The sequence below is a fragment of the Providencia sp. SP181 genome, assembly GCF_050446505.1.
GTDB classification, from domain to species: Bacteria; Pseudomonadota; Gammaproteobacteria; order Enterobacterales; family Enterobacteriaceae; genus Providencia; species Providencia vermicola.
In genome coordinates, this window is record NZ_JBBPXM010000002.1 from 17,156 (window position 1) to 33,216 (window position 16,061).

The 16,061-nt window shown below is 42.0% G+C and carries 15 protein-coding genes; 13 read left to right on the plus strand and 2 right to left on the minus strand.

Annotation, left to right across the window (positions count from 1 at the left end; all coding sequences use genetic code 11):
- Positions 1-191: 191 nt before the first annotated feature.
- The 5 genes from hisS (at position 192) to rluF (ending at position 5,951) form a co-directional block, all read left to right on the plus strand.
- Positions 192-1,469 (plus strand): histidine--tRNA ligase, encoded by a 1,278-nt coding sequence (gene hisS / locus AABS66_RS03400; protein ID WP_430224574.1) that lies wholly within the window; start codon positions 192-194, stop codon positions 1,467-1,469.
- Positions 1,470-1,479: 10 nt separating this feature from the next.
- Positions 1,480-2,103: a YfgM family protein gene (locus tag AABS66_RS03405; RefSeq protein WP_206082448.1), complete on the plus strand. Its 624-nt coding sequence runs from the start codon at positions 1,480-1,482 to the stop codon at positions 2,101-2,103.
- A gap of 20 nt (positions 2,104-2,123) precedes the next feature.
- A complete protein-coding gene (gene bamB / locus AABS66_RS03410) occupies positions 2,124-3,296 on the plus strand; it encodes an outer membrane protein assembly factor BamB (RefSeq protein ID WP_206082447.1) in 1,173 nt (390 codons plus the stop codon).
- Positions 3,297-3,425: 129 nt separating this feature from the next.
- Positions 3,426-4,904, plus strand: a complete 1,479-nt coding sequence (der, locus tag AABS66_RS03415; RefSeq protein WP_047756428.1) for a ribosome biogenesis GTPase Der — start codon at positions 3,426-3,428, stop codon at positions 4,902-4,904.
- A 171-nt stretch (positions 4,905-5,075) separates the two neighbouring features.
- Positions 5,076-5,951 (plus strand): 23S rRNA pseudouridine(2604) synthase RluF, encoded by an 876-nt coding sequence (gene rluF / locus AABS66_RS03420; RefSeq protein WP_206082446.1) that lies wholly within the window; start codon positions 5,076-5,078, stop codon positions 5,949-5,951.
- A 126-nt stretch (positions 5,952-6,077) separates the two neighbouring features.
- Here rluF and AABS66_RS03425 read toward each other — a convergent pair whose 3' ends face one another.
- Together AABS66_RS03425 and hemF are read right to left on the minus strand one after the other, a co-directional pair.
- Positions 6,078-7,232: a M4 family metallopeptidase gene (locus AABS66_RS03425; RefSeq protein ID WP_206082445.1), complete on the minus strand. Its 1,155-nt coding sequence runs from the start codon at positions 7,230-7,232 to the stop codon at positions 6,078-6,080.
- A 158-nt stretch (positions 7,233-7,390) separates the two neighbouring features.
- Entirely contained in the window at positions 7,391-8,308 is a 918-nt protein-coding gene (gene hemF / locus AABS66_RS03430; RefSeq protein ID WP_206082444.1) for an oxygen-dependent coproporphyrinogen oxidase, read from the minus strand.
- 136 nt (positions 8,309-8,444) lie between these two features.
- Between hemF and AABS66_RS03435 the strand changes: the two genes are divergently transcribed.
- From AABS66_RS03435 to cysM, 8 genes are all read left to right on the plus strand, one after another.
- Positions 8,445-8,876, plus strand: a complete 432-nt coding sequence (locus tag AABS66_RS03435; RefSeq protein WP_206082443.1) for a GNAT family acetyltransferase — start codon at positions 8,445-8,447, stop codon at positions 8,874-8,876.
- Positions 8,877-8,966: 90 nt separating this feature from the next.
- Entirely contained in the window at positions 8,967-9,572 is a 606-nt protein-coding gene (locus AABS66_RS03440; RefSeq protein ID WP_272539200.1) for an RpoE-regulated lipoprotein, read from the plus strand.
- 248 nt (positions 9,573-9,820) lie between these two features.
- Entirely contained in the window at positions 9,821-10,720 is a 900-nt protein-coding gene (locus AABS66_RS03445; RefSeq protein WP_206082441.1) for a Dyp-type peroxidase, read from the plus strand.
- 238 nt (positions 10,721-10,958) lie between these two features.
- Positions 10,959-11,981 carry a sulfate ABC transporter substrate-binding protein gene (locus tag AABS66_RS03450; protein WP_206082440.1) on the plus strand — a complete coding sequence of 341 codons (1,023 nt, stop codon included), beginning with the start codon at positions 10,959-10,961 and terminating at the stop codon, positions 11,979-11,981.
- Complete coding sequence (gene cysT, locus AABS66_RS03455; protein WP_206082439.1) at positions 11,981-12,811, plus strand: sulfate/thiosulfate ABC transporter permease CysT; 831 nt, start codon at positions 11,981-11,983, stop codon at positions 12,809-12,811. The genes AABS66_RS03450 and cysT overlap by 1 nt, the downstream gene beginning before the upstream one ends.
- The gene (cysW, locus tag AABS66_RS03460) at positions 12,811-13,671 is read left to right on the plus strand and encodes a sulfate/thiosulfate ABC transporter permease CysW (RefSeq protein ID WP_206082438.1); all 861 of its coding nucleotides are present in this window, start codon (positions 12,811-12,813) and stop codon (positions 13,669-13,671) included. The genes cysT and cysW overlap by 1 nt, the downstream gene beginning before the upstream one ends.
- A gap of 2 nt (positions 13,672-13,673) precedes the next feature.
- Entirely contained in the window at positions 13,674-14,762 is a 1,089-nt protein-coding gene (gene cysA / locus AABS66_RS03465; protein ID WP_272539201.1) for a sulfate/thiosulfate ABC transporter ATP-binding protein CysA, read from the plus strand.
- A 375-nt stretch (positions 14,763-15,137) separates the two neighbouring features.
- The gene (gene cysM, locus AABS66_RS03470; RefSeq protein WP_272573564.1) at positions 15,138-16,022 is read left to right on the plus strand and encodes a cysteine synthase CysM; all 885 of its coding nucleotides are present in this window, start codon (positions 15,138-15,140) and stop codon (positions 16,020-16,022) included.
- The last annotated feature ends 39 nt before the right edge of the window (positions 16,023-16,061 follow it).

Here is a 16,061-nt window from a genome sequence, read left to right on the forward strand (position 1 = left end):
TCTGTTGTAGCTTGAAATTTTTAGTGCACAATTCAAATTATTATCTGTGTTTGCAGTTGAAATTGGTCAAGTACTGTGCAAATCCACGGATAAATCTCGATTCGTATCAGGATTTGCTGTTTGTTGATTGAACCTGATGATATTTCGCTCTTATAATCAAACTAATGTCATTCTGAAAATAGAGAAAGAAAGTGGGAAAAAATATCCAAGCCATTCGAGGCATGAATGATTACTTGCCAGCTGATACACGTGTATGGCAGAAAATCGAAGCAACATTAAAAAATATTTTACAGGGTTATGGTTTTAGTGAAATACGTACCCCGATTGTAGAGCAGACCCCGCTATTTCGCAGAGCGATTGGTGAAGTGACGGATGTTGTTGAAAAAGAAATGTATACCTTCAATGACCGTAACGAAGAAAGTCTGACATTACGCCCTGAAAATACCGCTGGCTGCGTCCGTGCGGGTATTGAGCATGGCCTGCTGTACAATCAGGAACAGCGTTTATGGTATTTAGGACCAATGTTTCGCTATGAGCGCCCACAAAAAGGCCGTTACCGTCAATTTCACCAATTAGGTGCAGAAGTGTTTGGCTTAGCAGGGCCAGATATCGATGCTGAAGTCATTTTAATGACCGCGCGCTGGTGGAAAGCACTCGGGATTAGCGAGCATGTCACCCTAGAACTGAACTCTATTGGTTCTTTAGAGGCGCGTGCCAATTACCGCGAAGCACTCGTTGCATTCTTAGAACAGCACAAAGATAAATTGGATGAAGATTGTAAACGCCGTATGTATACCAATCCATTACGCGTTTTAGATTCCAAAAATCAAGATATTCAATCTTTATTGAATGATGCACCGGAACTGTTTGACTACCTTGATGTCGAATCACGTGAGCACTTTGATGGCTTATGCAAATTATTGGATAATGCGGGGGTTAAATATCGCGTTAACCAGCGTTTAGTCCGTGGTCTTGACTACTATAATCGCACCGTTTTTGAGTGGGTAACGACAGCGTTAGGTTCACAAGGTACTGTGTGTGCGGGTGGTCGTTATGATGGCTTAGTTGAACAACTGGGTGGTCGTGGAACACCTGCGGTTGGCTTTGCGATGGGCATGGAGCGCATGGTGTTATTAGTTCAGGAAGTGAACCCTGAATTTACGGCAGACACTTCAGTTGCTGATGTCTATTTGGCCTCTTTTGGCGATAACAGCCAACAAGCTGCGCTGCTGGTTGCAGAAAAAGTACGTGACGAATTACCTACACTGCGGTTAATGACTAACCACGGTGGTGGAAACTTCAAGAAACAGTTAGCAAGAGCCGACAAACAAGGCGCAAAAATTGCCCTGATCTTGGGGGAAGATGAAATTAATCATAGCCAAGTTACCCTAAAAGATTTACGGACTGGCGCGCAAGAAACTATTTCACAGCAACTAATGGCATCACGTATCACTGAGCTATTAGGTTAAGGAGAGACAAGTGGAAGTCTATACAAACGAAAATGATCAAGTTGACGCGATTAAACGCTTTTTCGCGAATTATGGCGCGCCATTAGTCATTGGTCTCGTCATTGGTGTGGGTGGGGTCTTCGGTTGGAACTATTGGCAGTCTCATAAAGTCAATGTCCTGCAAGAAAGCGCGCAGAAATATGAAACCATCAACACCCAATTACGCTCAGGTTCAGAGCAAGGTGTGATTGCTGCACAAAAATTTGCAGCTGAAACGGATGATGTTTACAGTGCCATGATGGGGCTGGAACTCGCACAAATCGCTGTCGATAAAGGTGATTTAGCGAACGCTCAAACGGCATTAAGCAATGCACTGACTAAAGCGAAAACGGTTGAAATGCAAGATCTTATCAACTTGCGCTTAGCGCGTGTACAGCTTGCACAAGGTAATGCTGATGCGGCAATTGCTTCTGTCGCGAACATTAAAGGTAAGTCATGGCAAGCAACGGCACAGGATGTCCGTGGTGATGCTCTACTCCATAAGGGCGATAAAGCAGGCGCGAAAGCTGCTTACGCACAGGGGTTAGAAAGTGAAGGTTCTCAATCTCTTAGAGGTATTTTGACTCTGAAATTGAACAACGTATCTAATTCATAAGAAGAAAGGAAACGACAAACATGCAGTTGCGCAAAACTCTTTTGATAGGCCTAGTCGCTTCAGCTTTACTTGCCGGTTGTTCCAGCGAAACTGATTCTATCATTATGGCGCCACTTCCACAGGTTGAGAATCAATTCACTCCATCAATTGTTTGGGATAAATCTGTTGGTAATGGTGTTGAACAATTTTACTCTGAATTAGCGCCAGCTTGGGATGGTTCAGCCGTCTACGCGGCTGATCGTAAAGGTTTAGTAAAAGCACTTGAGCTCGACAGTGGCAAAGAAATTTGGTCTGTTGATCTCTCAAAGCGTACAGGCTTCCTTTCTGCTAATTTGTCTGCGCTGCTGTCTGGTGGTTTAACTATCGATGGTGACAAAATCTTTATTGGTACCGAACGTGGCACTGTGATTGCGTTGAACAAAGAAGATGGCCAAGTTGTTTGGGATGTAGAAGTTGCTGGTGAAGCGCTATCTAAGCCAACCGTTAGTAACGACTTAGTGATGATTCACACCAGTAATGGCCAGTTGCAGGCGCTAGATGTAAACAGCGGTGAAATTAAATGGACCGTGAACATGGATACGCCATCACTGTCTTTACGTGGTGAATCAGCGCCAGCAGTGGCCTTTGGCGCCGCAATTGTGGGTGGTGATAACGGTCGTGTCAGTGCTGTGTTATTATCTCAAGGCCAGCTGATTTGGCAGCAACGTATTTCACAAGTGACCAGCTCAACTGAAATCGGTCGTTTGAATGATGTGGACATGTCGCCAATCATTGATGATGGTAAAGTGTATGCAATTGCCTATAACGGCACATTAGCTGCGTTAGATATGCGCTCTGGCCAAATTCTGTGGAAACGCGAATTAGGTTCTGTGAATAACATGGTTTTATCGGGTGAAAACTTATATCTGGTAGACCAAAATGACCGTGTATTATCTGTGCGTAAAAGTGATGGCGTGACTCTGTGGACGCAAGAAGAGCTGCTAAACCGTGGGTTATCTGCACCAGAAATGTATAATGGCTACCTCGTTGTTGGTGATAAAGAAGGTTATTTACACTGGTTAGATATGAACACTGGCGGCTTTGTTGCACAAAACAAATTGAATAGCTCTGGTATTCATGCTCGACCTGTTGTGGCGAGTGATAAGCTGATGGTTCAGGCGAAAAACGGAACAGTTTATCTGTTAACGCGTTAATTTCCTGACAAACCGCCATTTTACCGATAAAATAAACGGTTCCTGATAACAGGAGCCGTTTCGTTTTTTTGTTTTCTGAGTTTAAGCCTCAGAATTCCTTAGTTAATTAAAGTTGTGAGGCATCTAAGAATGATACCCGTCGTAGCGCTGGTAGGGCGTCCAAACGTAGGAAAATCCACGTTATTTAACCGTTTAACCCGTACCCGTGACGCATTAGTAGCGGACTTTCCTGGTCTGACTCGTGACCGTAAATATGGGCGTGCTGAAGTTGAAGGGCATGAATTCATTATTATCGACACGGGGGGTATCGATGGGACTGAAGAAGGTGTGGAAACACACATGGCGGCGCAGTCCTTGCAAGCCATTGAAGAAGCAGACATCGTACTCTTTATGGTAGATGCTCGCTCAGGCTTAATGCCTGCGGATGAAGGCATCGCTAAACACTTACGTAGCCGTAAGAAAAAAACCTATTTAGTTGCCAATAAAACGGATGGTATTGATGTTACCACGGCAATTGGTGATTTTTATTCTCTTGGCTTAGGTGAAATCCATCCCATTGCGGCATCCCATGGACGTGGTGTCACTCAATTAATCGAACAATCATTGAAACCGTTTATTGGTGAAGATGAAGAAGACGTTGAGTTAACGGAAGAAGAGGAAAATGCGGCTTATTGGGCGGCGTTAGAAGCCGAAGGTGAGCTCGCAGAAGACGAAGAAGATGATTTTGACCCAACAACGTTACCAATTAAATTAGCAATTGTTGGTCGCCCAAATGTCGGTAAATCAACGTTAACAAACCGTATTTTAGGTGAAGAACGAGTGGTTGTATTCGACATGCCTGGCACTACGCGTGATAGTATCTATATCCCAATGGAACGCGATGAGCGCGAATATATTCTCATTGATACGGCTGGTGTACGTAAGCGCGGAAAAGTGACGGAAACGGTTGAAAAATTCTCTGTCATCAAAACCTTGCAGGCCATTGAAGATGCTAACGTCGTTTTATTAGTCATTGATGCACGTGAAGGTATTTCTGACCAAGATTTGTCTTTACTGGGCTTTATCTTGAATGCGGGGCGTTCATTGGTGATTGCGGTCAACAAATGGGATGGCATGAAGCCTGAAGATCGTGAACATGTAAAGGATATGCTTGAACTGCGTCTGGGTTTTGTTGATTTTGCGCGTATTCACTTTATTTCTGCGCTACATGGCAGTGGTGTGGGTAATTTATTTGAATCTGTTCAAGAAGCGTATGAATCCGCAACTCGTCGTGTTGGTACCGCGCTACTGACCCGTATCATGAAAATGGCAGAAGATGAGCATCAACCGCCGTTGATCCGTGGCCGTCGCGTGAAAATGAAGTATGCTCACGCAGGGGGGCATAACCCACCAATTGTAGTGATCCACGGGAACCAAGTATCTGATTTACCAGACAGCTATAAACGTTATTTGATGAACTATTTCCGCCGTTCATTACAAGTAATGGGAACACCAATCCGTATTCTGTTTAAAGAGGGTGAAAACCCTTATGCGGATAAGAAAAATAAGCTGACAGCAACACAATTACGTAAGCGTAAGCGTTTGATGCAGCATTTGAAAAAACGTTAGTCTGTCATTAAGGCATTTTAGCCTTAATGGACGTTAAAGCCGTAACACATCAACCTGTTACGGCTTTTTGTTATATTACTTTTTGACAAATTTAGCGATTAAAGCGCAAACCCGTGTGGCCAATAACGCATAATCATGGCGTCGGCGGGGCATAAATGATTGAGGGAATTTATGGATACTCGTTCTTCTACGCGTCTAAACAAATATATTAGCGAAAGTGGTATTTGCTCAAGGCGCGAAGCCGACCGTTATATTGAGCAAGGTAATGTATTTATTAATGGGAAACGCGCAGGTATTGGTGACCAAGTTTTTGCAGGTGATGTGGTCAAGGTGAATGGTCAATTGATTGAGCCGCGTAATGAAGATGACTTAATTCTTATTGCCCTCAATAAACCCGTGGGGATCGTCAGTACCACAGAAAGTGGTGAGAAAGATAATATTGTTGATTATGTGAATCACAGTACGCGTATTTTCCCGATTGGGCGATTAGATAAAGATTCTCAAGGGCTGATTTTTTTGACCAACCATGGGGACCTGGTTAATAAAATTTTGCGTGCGGGTAACTCCCATGAGAAAGAGTACCTTGTGACGGTCAACAAACCTGTTACCGATGAATTTATCCGTGGCATGGGGGCAGGTGTTCCTATCTTAGGGACAATGACCAAAAAGTGTAAGGTCAAAAAAGAAGCACCATTTGTTTTTCGTATTACCCTTGTGCAAGGGCTTAACCGTCAAATTCGCCGTATGTGCGAGCACTTTGGTTTTGAAGTGACTAAGCTTGAACGTATTCGTATTATGAATGTGGGACTAGCAGGAATACCTGTAGGTGAATGGCGGGATTTAACCGATGATGAGCTTATCGAACTATTTGATATGATGGAGAAATCAGAATCAGATATTAAGCCAAAAAAAATACAAAAAGCACAAGCAAGTAGTAAGAGCAATAATGGGGCGAAGCAAAACGTAGGGAGTAAACCCAAGGCAAAACCAGAAAACCCTACACGTAAAAAATTTACACAACCAGGTCGTAAAAAGAAAAAACGTTAACGTGTGGGCTTAGTTAAAAATAGACTGCAATATAAGGCTGAATATTGGGCATTGAATTCGCTTAAACATCGGCCTTTTTATGTAAATAACGTAAAACTAATGGGTAACTAACTGTATTTTAATGCGTTACTGTGCTGTGAGCGATTCATTATTATCGAGTATCAGACCAACATCTTCCCAGCTCTTTTGTGTTTGTAAGGCAACTTTTTCGCCAAATAGCTTACGTGCATTATTCACTGTGGCTGTTGCAAACTGTTTGAAGTTAGACTTTGCCGTAATCACAGGATCAGAAACGGTTGCGATCCATATTTTCCCTGCAACATCCCAAGTATTCCCACCTAACTCAGTGGCTAATAAATAGAATGCACGATTTGGAATACCTGAATTGATATGTACTCCTCCGTTATCAACGGTATAAGGTAAGTCCTTGTAATCTTGCATATGAGCAACTTGTGGGTCTTTATTGTATTTTGAAAAATAATAGGCAGTGCCAGGTTTAGACATAGAACGAAGGGCAGGTGCTTTCACTTTATTAATGAAAAGGTTTTCCCCGAGTAGCCAGTTGGATGTGGTGGCACTTTCATTGTTGACGTATTGTTTGACCATGATACCAATAACGTCAGCGACAGATTCATTAAGTGCACCAGATTGAAAAATATAGTTAAAGTTAGCTTCTGAGCTAATGTAACCATGAGCCAGTTCGTGTGCGATTATGTCAATGTCATTGTAGAATGGGCCAAAAGTTTTTCCATCTCCATCCCCAAAGAAAATAGCTTGAGAATCCCAGAATGCATTGGAGTAGTTTGTTCCAAAATGAATAATCGCATTGATATTAGCAGCACAGCCAAACATTTGACCAATATTTAATTTCTCCTTAAAAAATGTACGAATAGTCCCGATGGAATCAAAAACATGCCCTGCAGGTTTTGATGGCGCTTTGGCATCCCCTTCGCTCATTACAACTTTATAGTCGTCATAGAGCATGTGCTCATCATCTGACAGTTCATCTAGTTGGCAAATTGGGAGATCAGAGTGTGTGTGGCTGCTGTGTGCAACAAGTTGTTGGGCATCGCGAATAACACGCTTATAGTGACTATCAGCACTCGTTTTACAATGGGATAGCAAGTTACGTTGGCGTTGGACTTCTTCATCGGTATAGACACGGGTCATCATATCATTGATATGTATCAGTGTTGATTTCAGCTCAGCCGAATCATTTTCAGTGATGAGATTAGAAACTAAACATGGGGATAATAATGAACGGGCAAGGATATGACTCATGATATAACTCCATTTCAATTGGGTGAGATGGAATCATAATCGGTTATGTTTTAATTGTAACTATATGATATCTAAGGAACTAAGTTAATGACTGCTGCATTTTGTTAGAAAGGTAAAATATAATTTTTCTACCTTTCTCTATAAGTGAATATTATTAATTATGGTGATAACCACTCTTTACCTGAAATTAAAAAGTCAGTATAGAGCTTTTCTTCAGGACTATTTGGTTCAGGATGATAGTCATACTCCCAGCGAACAAGTGGAGGCATTGACATTAAAATTGATTCAGTTCGACCACCACTTTGTAAACCAAATAATGTACCTCTATCCCAAACAAGGTTAAATTCTACATAGCGGCCACGACGATATAACTGAAACTGCCTCTCTTGTTCAGCCCATGAATAGTTTCTTCGTTTTTCAACAATTGGCACATAAGCGTGTAAAAAACCATCGCCAACAGCTTGGGTAAAGTTGAAACAGTGCTCGAAACCACCCTGATTGAGATCGTCATAGAATAAACCGCCAATACCTCTAGGCTCATTTCTATGTTTTAAAAAGAAATATTCATCGCACCAATGCTTGTATTTTGGGTAAACATCTTCACCAAAGGGGAGACATAAGTCGCGTGCAACAGTATGCCAATGAACAACATCCTCAGTAAAACCATAATATGGCGTTAAATCAAACCCGCCACCAAACCACCAAACAGGGGCTTCTCCCTCTTTTTCCGCCATAAAAAAGCGCACATTGGCGTGAGTGGTTGGTATATACGGGTTTAATGGGTGAATAACAAGCGAAACTCCCATGGCTTGGTAGCTACGACCAGCAAGTTCAGGACGGTGTGCTGATGCTGAGGTTGGAAGTTGCTCGCCTTTTATGTGCGAAAAGTTTACACCAGCTTGTTCGAAAAGGGCGCCATTTGTTAAAACACGGCTACGACCACCACCGCCTTCAGCGCGCTCCCATGTTTGTTCTAGAAAGGTTTCCTTACCATCTAGCTCAGTGATTTTTTTGCAAATAGTCTCTTGTAAGTTTTGCAAATAGGTTTTTACACGATCAATATCAGGGTAATTCATTGTTTTTTAATAAAACCAAAGGGAAAAAATAATGCTTAAAGTATACTCCTTTAAGCTAAAAAAGGCATATTGAATATTGATTGTGTTGTAAAACCAGTGATAATGGCAGGAAGATTAGTTTAAACGGGCAAATGTTATGGAAATACGGATCTTCCGCCAAGGTGATTATGAAGAGGTGCTGACATTATGGGAGCGCTGTTCTCTTAATGAATTTTCAGGCGATCCTGAACTCGACATCGAACGTAAATTACAATGTGGTGCAGACTTGTTTTTAGTTGCTGAAGTAACTGGGGAAGTGGTCGGCACTATTATGGGCGGTTATGATGGTATTCGTGGCACCGCCGTTTATCTTGCCGTACACCCTGATTACCGTGGTCGTGGCATTGCAAATGCGTTAGTGAGTCGTCTCGAAAAGAAATTGATTGCCCGTGGATGCGGTAGAATAGAATTATTAGTGAGTGAAGAATTTGATGCTGCTATCTATATGTTTGAAAAAATGCAGTATGAAGAAGAACAACCTGAACGCCTGATTTACTCGAAAAAATTAACCCACGAAACGGATTTCTAAGTTAATTGCTATTTGTTGGTTCATTGGTTTGAATGTTTCGGCAAATAGATTGTCACAATATGCATTATGCGACGAATTAAAGAGGATGATATGTCCCAACATGCAAATCTAAATAGCCAGACATGGCTTGCCCCAGTATTAAAAGTTTCCCTTTTAGGTACGGTATTAATGTTATCTGGCTGTGCCGGGTTCAAAGTTTTTTCGCCATCAACATGGTTTAGTAGCCCACTAATGGTGTCCAGTTCTGGTCTTGGACAAGTGACTAATTTTACACCCATGCAGGCTGATACTATTAAACAACAACTGAATGACCGTTATTCCATCCGTAATGGGATGCAAATGGAAAATGGCGAGGTCGTCACGGTTTTTCAAGGTATTGATGACGATAAAGTCAAAGTTGAAATTATTGGCCCTGAGCATGGTTATGTTTCACGGATTGTGGTGAGTGATCCGAATGTGGTGACGGAATGGGGGCCAAAAATTGGTACACCATTTAGCGATATTTATGAAAAAGCCTTTGGTGTCTGTGGGGTAGGTGAGCGCATAGACAACGTCCCTACCGTGGAATGTAATTCGCCACAATCTAGCCAAGTGGTGTATCGTTTTACAGGTAAATGGCAGGGGCCTGAGGATTTAATGCCATCAGATAACGACCTAAAAGAGTGGGAAATCTCTCAAATCCTTTGGCATAAATAATCTTTTTTCTAAAAATGCCGTAAGTGGCTAAATCATTTACGGTATTTTTTTATCTCTCAGGTATTTTTTCTACTAAGTTTCTTAAAGAAATTTCCCCTTTGTTAAATTATCTTTCTTATAATAGAGAACGAAACCTATAAAGCCTTGCGTTAAAACAAGGTGAAGAACATGACGATAAGGTAGGATAGCGATATCGTCCTAGATAACAGATAGGTTAGATAACATATTCATATTACGAGGTTTACCGTATGTCTCATTCTCAAAGTGGTATTTTGAAAGAACATAGTCGTTTCGGTATTTTTATTGAAGCATTGATGCAAGAAGGTTCGCTGGATGAAGTGAAAGCGGGTTGCAAAAACTTTATCGATGCTTTAACAAAATTACAAGCACAATACCCAGATGATCGCCTTGGTGCAGTGATTGCATTCGGCTCTGATGCGTGGAAGCAAATGGGGCGTGCAGATAGTGCACCTGAATTAAAGCCATTTCGGCCTTTAGGTAAAGGTTTAGCACCTGCAACTCAACGAGATATGTTCATTCATATTCAATCCCTGCGTCATGATATCAACTTTTCTTTAGCGCAAGCGGCATTGAAAGCATTTGGTAAGTCCATCAACGTAGTTGAAGAAATTCATGGTTTCCGTTGGGTTGACGATCGTGATTTAAGCGGCTTTATTGATGGTACTGAAAATCCACAAGGTGAAGAGATCGCTGAAGTCACTCTTATTGATGAAGGAAATGATAAAGGCGGAAGCTACGTTTTAGTTCAACGCTATGAGCACGATTTAAGAAAGTGGGATCGTTTTTCTGAACATGAACAAGAAAAAATGATTGGCCGCACGAAGAAAGATAGCGTCGAACTGGATGAAGATGCACGAAACATCACTTCCCACGTTTCTCGTGTAGTGATTGAAGAAGACGGTGAAGAGCTTGAAGTGATGCGCCATAGCTTGCCATATGGTACAGCAAGCGGTAAGCACGGGCTATTTTTCATCGCCTATTGTGCAAAATTACACAATATTGAACAGCAACTGTTAAGTATGTTCGGTGAAAAAGACGGTAAATACGATGATCTTCTACGTATGACTAAAGCGGTTTCTGGTAGCTATTACTACGCACCTTCAATTGAAACATTGCTTGCATTATAGATGACTCCTTGCCGCACGGATGCGGCGATTTCCTTTTCTTTAGTTTTACTTCCATCATTGAACAGGTTTCATGTGTTTAACTCTTTGATAGCTAATAATATTTTAGTGCTTATTTCCTCTATTTCTTTGTTATTCCAATTTGATATATAAAAAATTGATTGATAGCTATCCAGTTATAACCAAAACCGCTACAGTGGAGTCATACAGATATTTTGGTTTAGTGACGAATGGGAATGACATGAAAACAACTTTTTTTAAGAAAACAGCTTTAGCCAGCTTAGCGACCGTGTCTTTGTTAGGAAGTCCGCACCTATTCGCTGCTGAACTCCTTAACAGTTCATATGATATTGCTCGTGAATTGTTTGTAGCGTTGAATCCAACGTTTGAAAAACAATGGAATGAGGCTCACCCCGATGACAAATTAACTATCAAGCAGTCACATGCTGGCTCATCAAAACAAGCCCTGGCGATTTTGCAGGGGTTAAGAGCAGATGTGGTGACCTATAACCAAGTGACTGATGTACAAATTTTGCATGATAAAGGGAATTTGATCCCTGTAGATTGGCAGTCTCGCTTACCGAATAACAGCTCACCCTACTATTCCACAATGGCTTTTTTAGTGCGTAAAGATAATCCGAAAGGGATTAAAACGTGGGATGACCTTGTCCGCAGTGATGTGAAATTAATTTTTCCAAATCCTAAAACATCTGGAAATGGCCGTTATACCTACCTTGCCGCTTGGGGAGCATTTAACCAAGAAAATAAAGGGGATACAGCAAAAACACGCGAACAGATGAAACAGTTCCTCAAAAATGTGGAAGTGTTTGATACAGGTGGTCGTGGCGCGACAACCTCATTTATTGAGCGTGGTCTTGGGGATGTGCTGATAAGTTTTGAATCCGAAGTTAACAATATCCGTTCACAATACGGTGAATCCGATTATGAAGTTATTGTGCCACCAGTGGATATTCTGGCGGAGTTCCCAGTGGCTTGGGTGGATAAAAATGTGCAAAAAAATGGTACGGAAGATGTCGCTAAAGCCTATTTGAATTATTTATACAGCCCGCAAGCGCAGGAAATTATTACTAACTTTAATTATCGTGTGAATGACAAAGCGGTGATGGAAGCGAACAAAAGCAAATTCCCAGAAACAAAATTATTTACCGTTGAATCCCAATTTGAGAGCTGGCCAAAAGTCATGGATATACATTTCTCAACGGGAGGAGAGTTTGACGAACTAATGGCACAAGGGCGCCGTTAATGAATCAATCTGGGAAGCGATTTTTGCCAGGCTTTGGCCTGACGTTGGGTAGCAGCTTATTTTATACCTGTTTGATTTTGCTGCTACCCATGAGTGCGTTAGTGATCCAACTGTCGGAGATGACATGGCAACAATATTGGTCGGTGATTAGCTATCCACAAGTGGTTGCAGCTTATAAAGTGACATTATTGTCTGCTTTAGTGGCAAGCTTATTTAATGCGGTATTTGGCCTGTTATTGGCATGGATTTTAACGCGCTATCGCTTTCCAGGCAGAACATTATTAGACGGTTTAGTCGACTTACCCTTTGCATTGCCAACCGCAGTAGCAGGGTTAACATTGGCGACCTTGTTTGCGACATCAGGTTGGTATGGCCAATATCTCCACCAGTTTGATATCAAAGTCGTGAATACTTGGCTGGGGATTGCTGTTGCTATGGCATTTACCAGTATCCCTTTTGTTGTGCGTACCGTTCAGCCTGTATTGGAAGAACTGGGGCCAGAATATGAAGAGGCGGCACAAACACTGGGAGCCAGTCGCTGGCAAACTTTCCGTCGTGTGATCATGCCAGAGCTTTCCCCTGCATTGCTTGCAGGAACCGTTTTGTCATTCACACGTAGCCTAGGTGAATTTGGTGCAATTATCTTTATCGCAGGAAATATTGCTTGGCAAACAGAAGTGGTTTCTTTAATGATTTTCAGCCAATTACAGCAATTTGATTACCCTGCGGCAAGTGCGGTTGCATCGGTTATTTTAGCGGTTTCACTACTCTTGTTATTCAGCGTTAATTTAGTACAAAGTCGTTTTGGTAAGCGACTGGGGGGGAAATAATGGCGCAAATCACTCCGCTACAAACCGCCCAACGGTCACCCGTTAATTGGGGTAAATGGTTTCTCATCGCTGCAGGTGTTTTCTTTGCCATCTTATTGCTGGTGATCCCCATTATTTGGATTTTTATTACGGCGTTTCAAAAAGGGGTTGGTGAAGTTCTACTTAATTTATCTAACCCAGATATGCTTCATGCGATTGGATTAACTGTATTAATTGCGTTGATCACGGTTCCTGTTAATTTGATTTTTGGCACGATGATGGCGTGGTTAGTGACACGCTTTCAATTCCCAGGGCGGCAATTATTACTCACACTAGTGGATATCCCTTTTGCGGTTTCACCTGTGGTAGCGGGGCTATTATATCTACTGTTTTATGGTTCAAACAGTTGGCTTGGTGGATGGCTTGAAGGTTTTGATATTCAAGTGATGTTTTCATGGCCAGGTATGGCATTAGTCACCATATTTGTGACTTGTCCATTTGTGGTGAGAGAGTTGGTTCCATTGATGCTAAGCCAAGGCAGCCAAGAAGATGAAGCTGCGGTATTGCTTGGTGCATCAGGCTGGAAAATGTTTTGGCGCGTCACATTACCAAATATTCGCTGGGCGCTGTTATACGGTGTTGTGTTAACCAACGCGAGGGCGATTGGTGAGTTTGGTGCGGTATCCGTCGTTTCAGGTGCTATTCGCGGTGAAACTTATACGTTACCGTTACAAGTTGAATTATTGCATCAGGACTATAACACGGTCGGTGCATTTACTGCTGCGGCTATTCTTGCGCTCATGGCCATTATTACGCTAATTCTTAAAAGCGCATTGCAGTGGCATTTAAGTCGTCAGCAGTCTGAATCAGGAGTCCATTAAACATGAGTATTGAAATTGAAAAAATCGGCAAGTTCTTTGGGAAAACCCAAGTACTCAACGATATTTCACTGGATATTGCATCGGGTGAAATGGTGGCCTTATTAGGCCCTTCAGGTTCAGGAAAAACCACCTTACTGCGAATTATTGCTGGGCTTGAGCAGCAAAGTGGGGGCGTACTACGTTTTCACGGGCAAGATGTGAGTCAAATTCATGCGAAAGACAGGCATGTTGGTTTTGTTTTTCAACACTACGCGTTATTTCGCCATATGACCGTATTCGATAATGTGGCATTTGGTTTAACGGTGTTGCCACGCAAGCAAAGACCCTCATCCCAAGCGATTAAGCAAAAGGTGATGCAATTACTGGAGATGGTGCAATTAGCCCATCTATCTTCGCGTTATCCTGCGCAACTTTCTGGTGGGCAAAAACAGCGTGTTGCGTTAGCGCGTGCATTAGCGGTTGACCCGCAAATTTTACTATTAGACGAGCCTTTTGGTGCGTTAGATGCACAGGTGCGTATTGAACTGCGCCGCTGGTTACGTCAATTACATGATGAGCTTAAATTTACCAGTGTGTTTGTAACGCATGACCAAGAAGAAGCTATGGAAGTTGCGGATAGAATTGTGGTCATGAGTCAAGGGCACATTGAGCAGGTCGGCACACCAAATGATATTTGGCAGCGCCCAGAAACCCGCTTTGTACTGGAGTTTATGGGGGAAGTTAATCAGATTTCTGCACAGATAAAAGGCTCGGTCTTAGCGATTGATGGTTACGAATTTTCGTTAAATCATACTAGCGCCCATCAAGGTGAGGTGGATGTCTTTTTACGCCCATGGGATGTTTCATTGAGACCTGAAGTGGATGTACAGCATCGTTTGCCAGTTAGGGTGACCGAATCAGGTCCAAGAGGGCACTTTTGGCAATTGACGGTACAACCGATAGGGTGGGGGAATGGCCCATTATCTGTGATTTGGCAATCCAATTCGACAATTCCTAAGCGTGGTGAACACTATTTTCTTGGCAGCCAAGAAGCGAAAATATATCAAGGTGATACTGAATTAGTTTTTCCACAATTAGCACAAAGCGCGTGAATATAGCTTTCCATTATTTATAACGCCAATAAGTTAAACATTATTGGTGTTATTTTCTATTATTTTTGCCATGTATATCGCCCTCCACTAGCCCATTCTTTGATTATTGGCAATGGGTTTCACCTGTCGTATTTTAATTTTAATTGATTGATATATAAGTATTTTATTTATCATTAAAATAAGAGATATAGCTGACAATTCTATAAACTTATTGTAATATAATATATCAATTAGCTATATCATTATGGGTAATAAAGATAATCTATTTTTCTAATAATAATATGAAGAGAATTCATGTTCACTCATAGGCTTATTGGGGTAATATCTTATTTCTATTAATTCTAAGTGATAAATAAAAATTATAAGGATGCGAAAGTGTCAACTCTGGAACAATTTATTGGCCACACCCCATTAGTAAAACTTCAGCGTTTGACGCAAGGGATTGATACTGAAATTTGGGTAAAACTCGAAGGCAACAACCCTGCTGGCTCCGTAAAAGACAGAGCGGCTTTTTCCATGATCAGCGAAGCTGAAAAACGTGGTGAAATTAAGCCAGGTGATACATTAATTGAAGCCACAAGTGGCAATACAGGTATTGCATTGGCAATGATTGCTGCGGTAAAGGGATATAAATTAAAGCTGTTAATGCCTGAAAATATGAGTAAAGAGCGCCAAGCATCGATGCAAGCTTACGGCGCGGAGTTAATTTTGGTCAGCACCACCATTGGAATGGAAGGGGCGCGAGATCTTGCGAAAGAGATGGAAAAAAACGGGGATGGGAAGGTATTAGACCAATTTAATAACCCAGATAACCCACTTGCTCATTTTAAAACAACAGGCCCTGAAATTTGGCAACAAACGCACGGTAAAATTACTCACTTTGTGTCAAGTATGGGGACAACGGGTACGATTACAGGTGTAAGCCGCTATTTGAAATCACAATCAAAAGACGTACATATTGTCGGCTTACAGCCTGCCGAAAAAAGCCAAATACCAGGTATTCGCCGCTGGTCACCTGGTTATCTTCCTGGGATTTTTGATGGCGAATTAGTGGATAGCGTACTGGATGTTAATCAGCAAGATGCAGAAGAGACGATGAGAGCGCTAGCAAGGTTTGAAGGTATTTTCTGTGGAGTGAGCTCAGGCGGTGCGGTATCGGGGGCTTTACGCGTGGCGAAAGAAAACCCAGGAGCGGTGATCGTTGCCATTATTTGCGACAGAGGCGACCGTTATTTATCAACGGGGGTTTTTGATTCTTAACACGTTGTTTTTAGGTGGCAGTCAGGCTATCACAAGGAA

Excerpts from the sequence above, each read along its gene's own strand:
- bamB (WP_206082447.1), top strand. The coding sequence starts at position 2,124 with ATGCAGTTGCGCAAAACTCTTTTGATAGGCCTAGTCGCTTCAGCTTTA.
- der (WP_047756428.1), top strand. The coding sequence starts at position 3,426 with ATGATACCCGTCGTAGCGCTGGTAGGGCGTCCAAACGTAGGAAAATCC.
- rluF (WP_206082446.1), top strand. The coding sequence starts at position 5,076 with ATGGATACTCGTTCTTCTACGCGTCTAAACAAATATATTAGCGAAAGT.
- AABS66_RS03425 (WP_206082445.1), bottom strand. The coding sequence starts at position 7,232 with ATGAGTCATATCCTTGCCCGTTCATTATTATCCCCATGTTTAGTTTCT.
- hemF (WP_206082444.1), bottom strand. The coding sequence starts at position 8,308 with ATGAATTACCCTGATATTGATCGTGTAAAAACCTATTTGCAAAACTTA.
- AABS66_RS03435 (WP_206082443.1), top strand. The coding sequence starts at position 8,445 with ATGGAAATACGGATCTTCCGCCAAGGTGATTATGAAGAGGTGCTGACA.
- AABS66_RS03440 (WP_272539200.1), top strand. The coding sequence starts at position 8,967 with ATGTCCCAACATGCAAATCTAAATAGCCAGACATGGCTTGCCCCAGTA.
- AABS66_RS03445 (WP_206082441.1), top strand. The coding sequence starts at position 9,821 with ATGTCTCATTCTCAAAGTGGTATTTTGAAAGAACATAGTCGTTTCGGT.
- AABS66_RS03450 (WP_206082440.1), top strand. The coding sequence starts at position 10,959 with ATGAAAACAACTTTTTTTAAGAAAACAGCTTTAGCCAGCTTAGCGACC.
- cysT (WP_206082439.1), top strand. The coding sequence starts at position 11,981 with ATGAATCAATCTGGGAAGCGATTTTTGCCAGGCTTTGGCCTGACGTTG.
- cysW (WP_206082438.1), top strand. The coding sequence starts at position 12,811 with ATGGCGCAAATCACTCCGCTACAAACCGCCCAACGGTCACCCGTTAAT.
- cysA (WP_272539201.1), top strand. The coding sequence starts at position 13,674 with ATGAGTATTGAAATTGAAAAAATCGGCAAGTTCTTTGGGAAAACCCAA.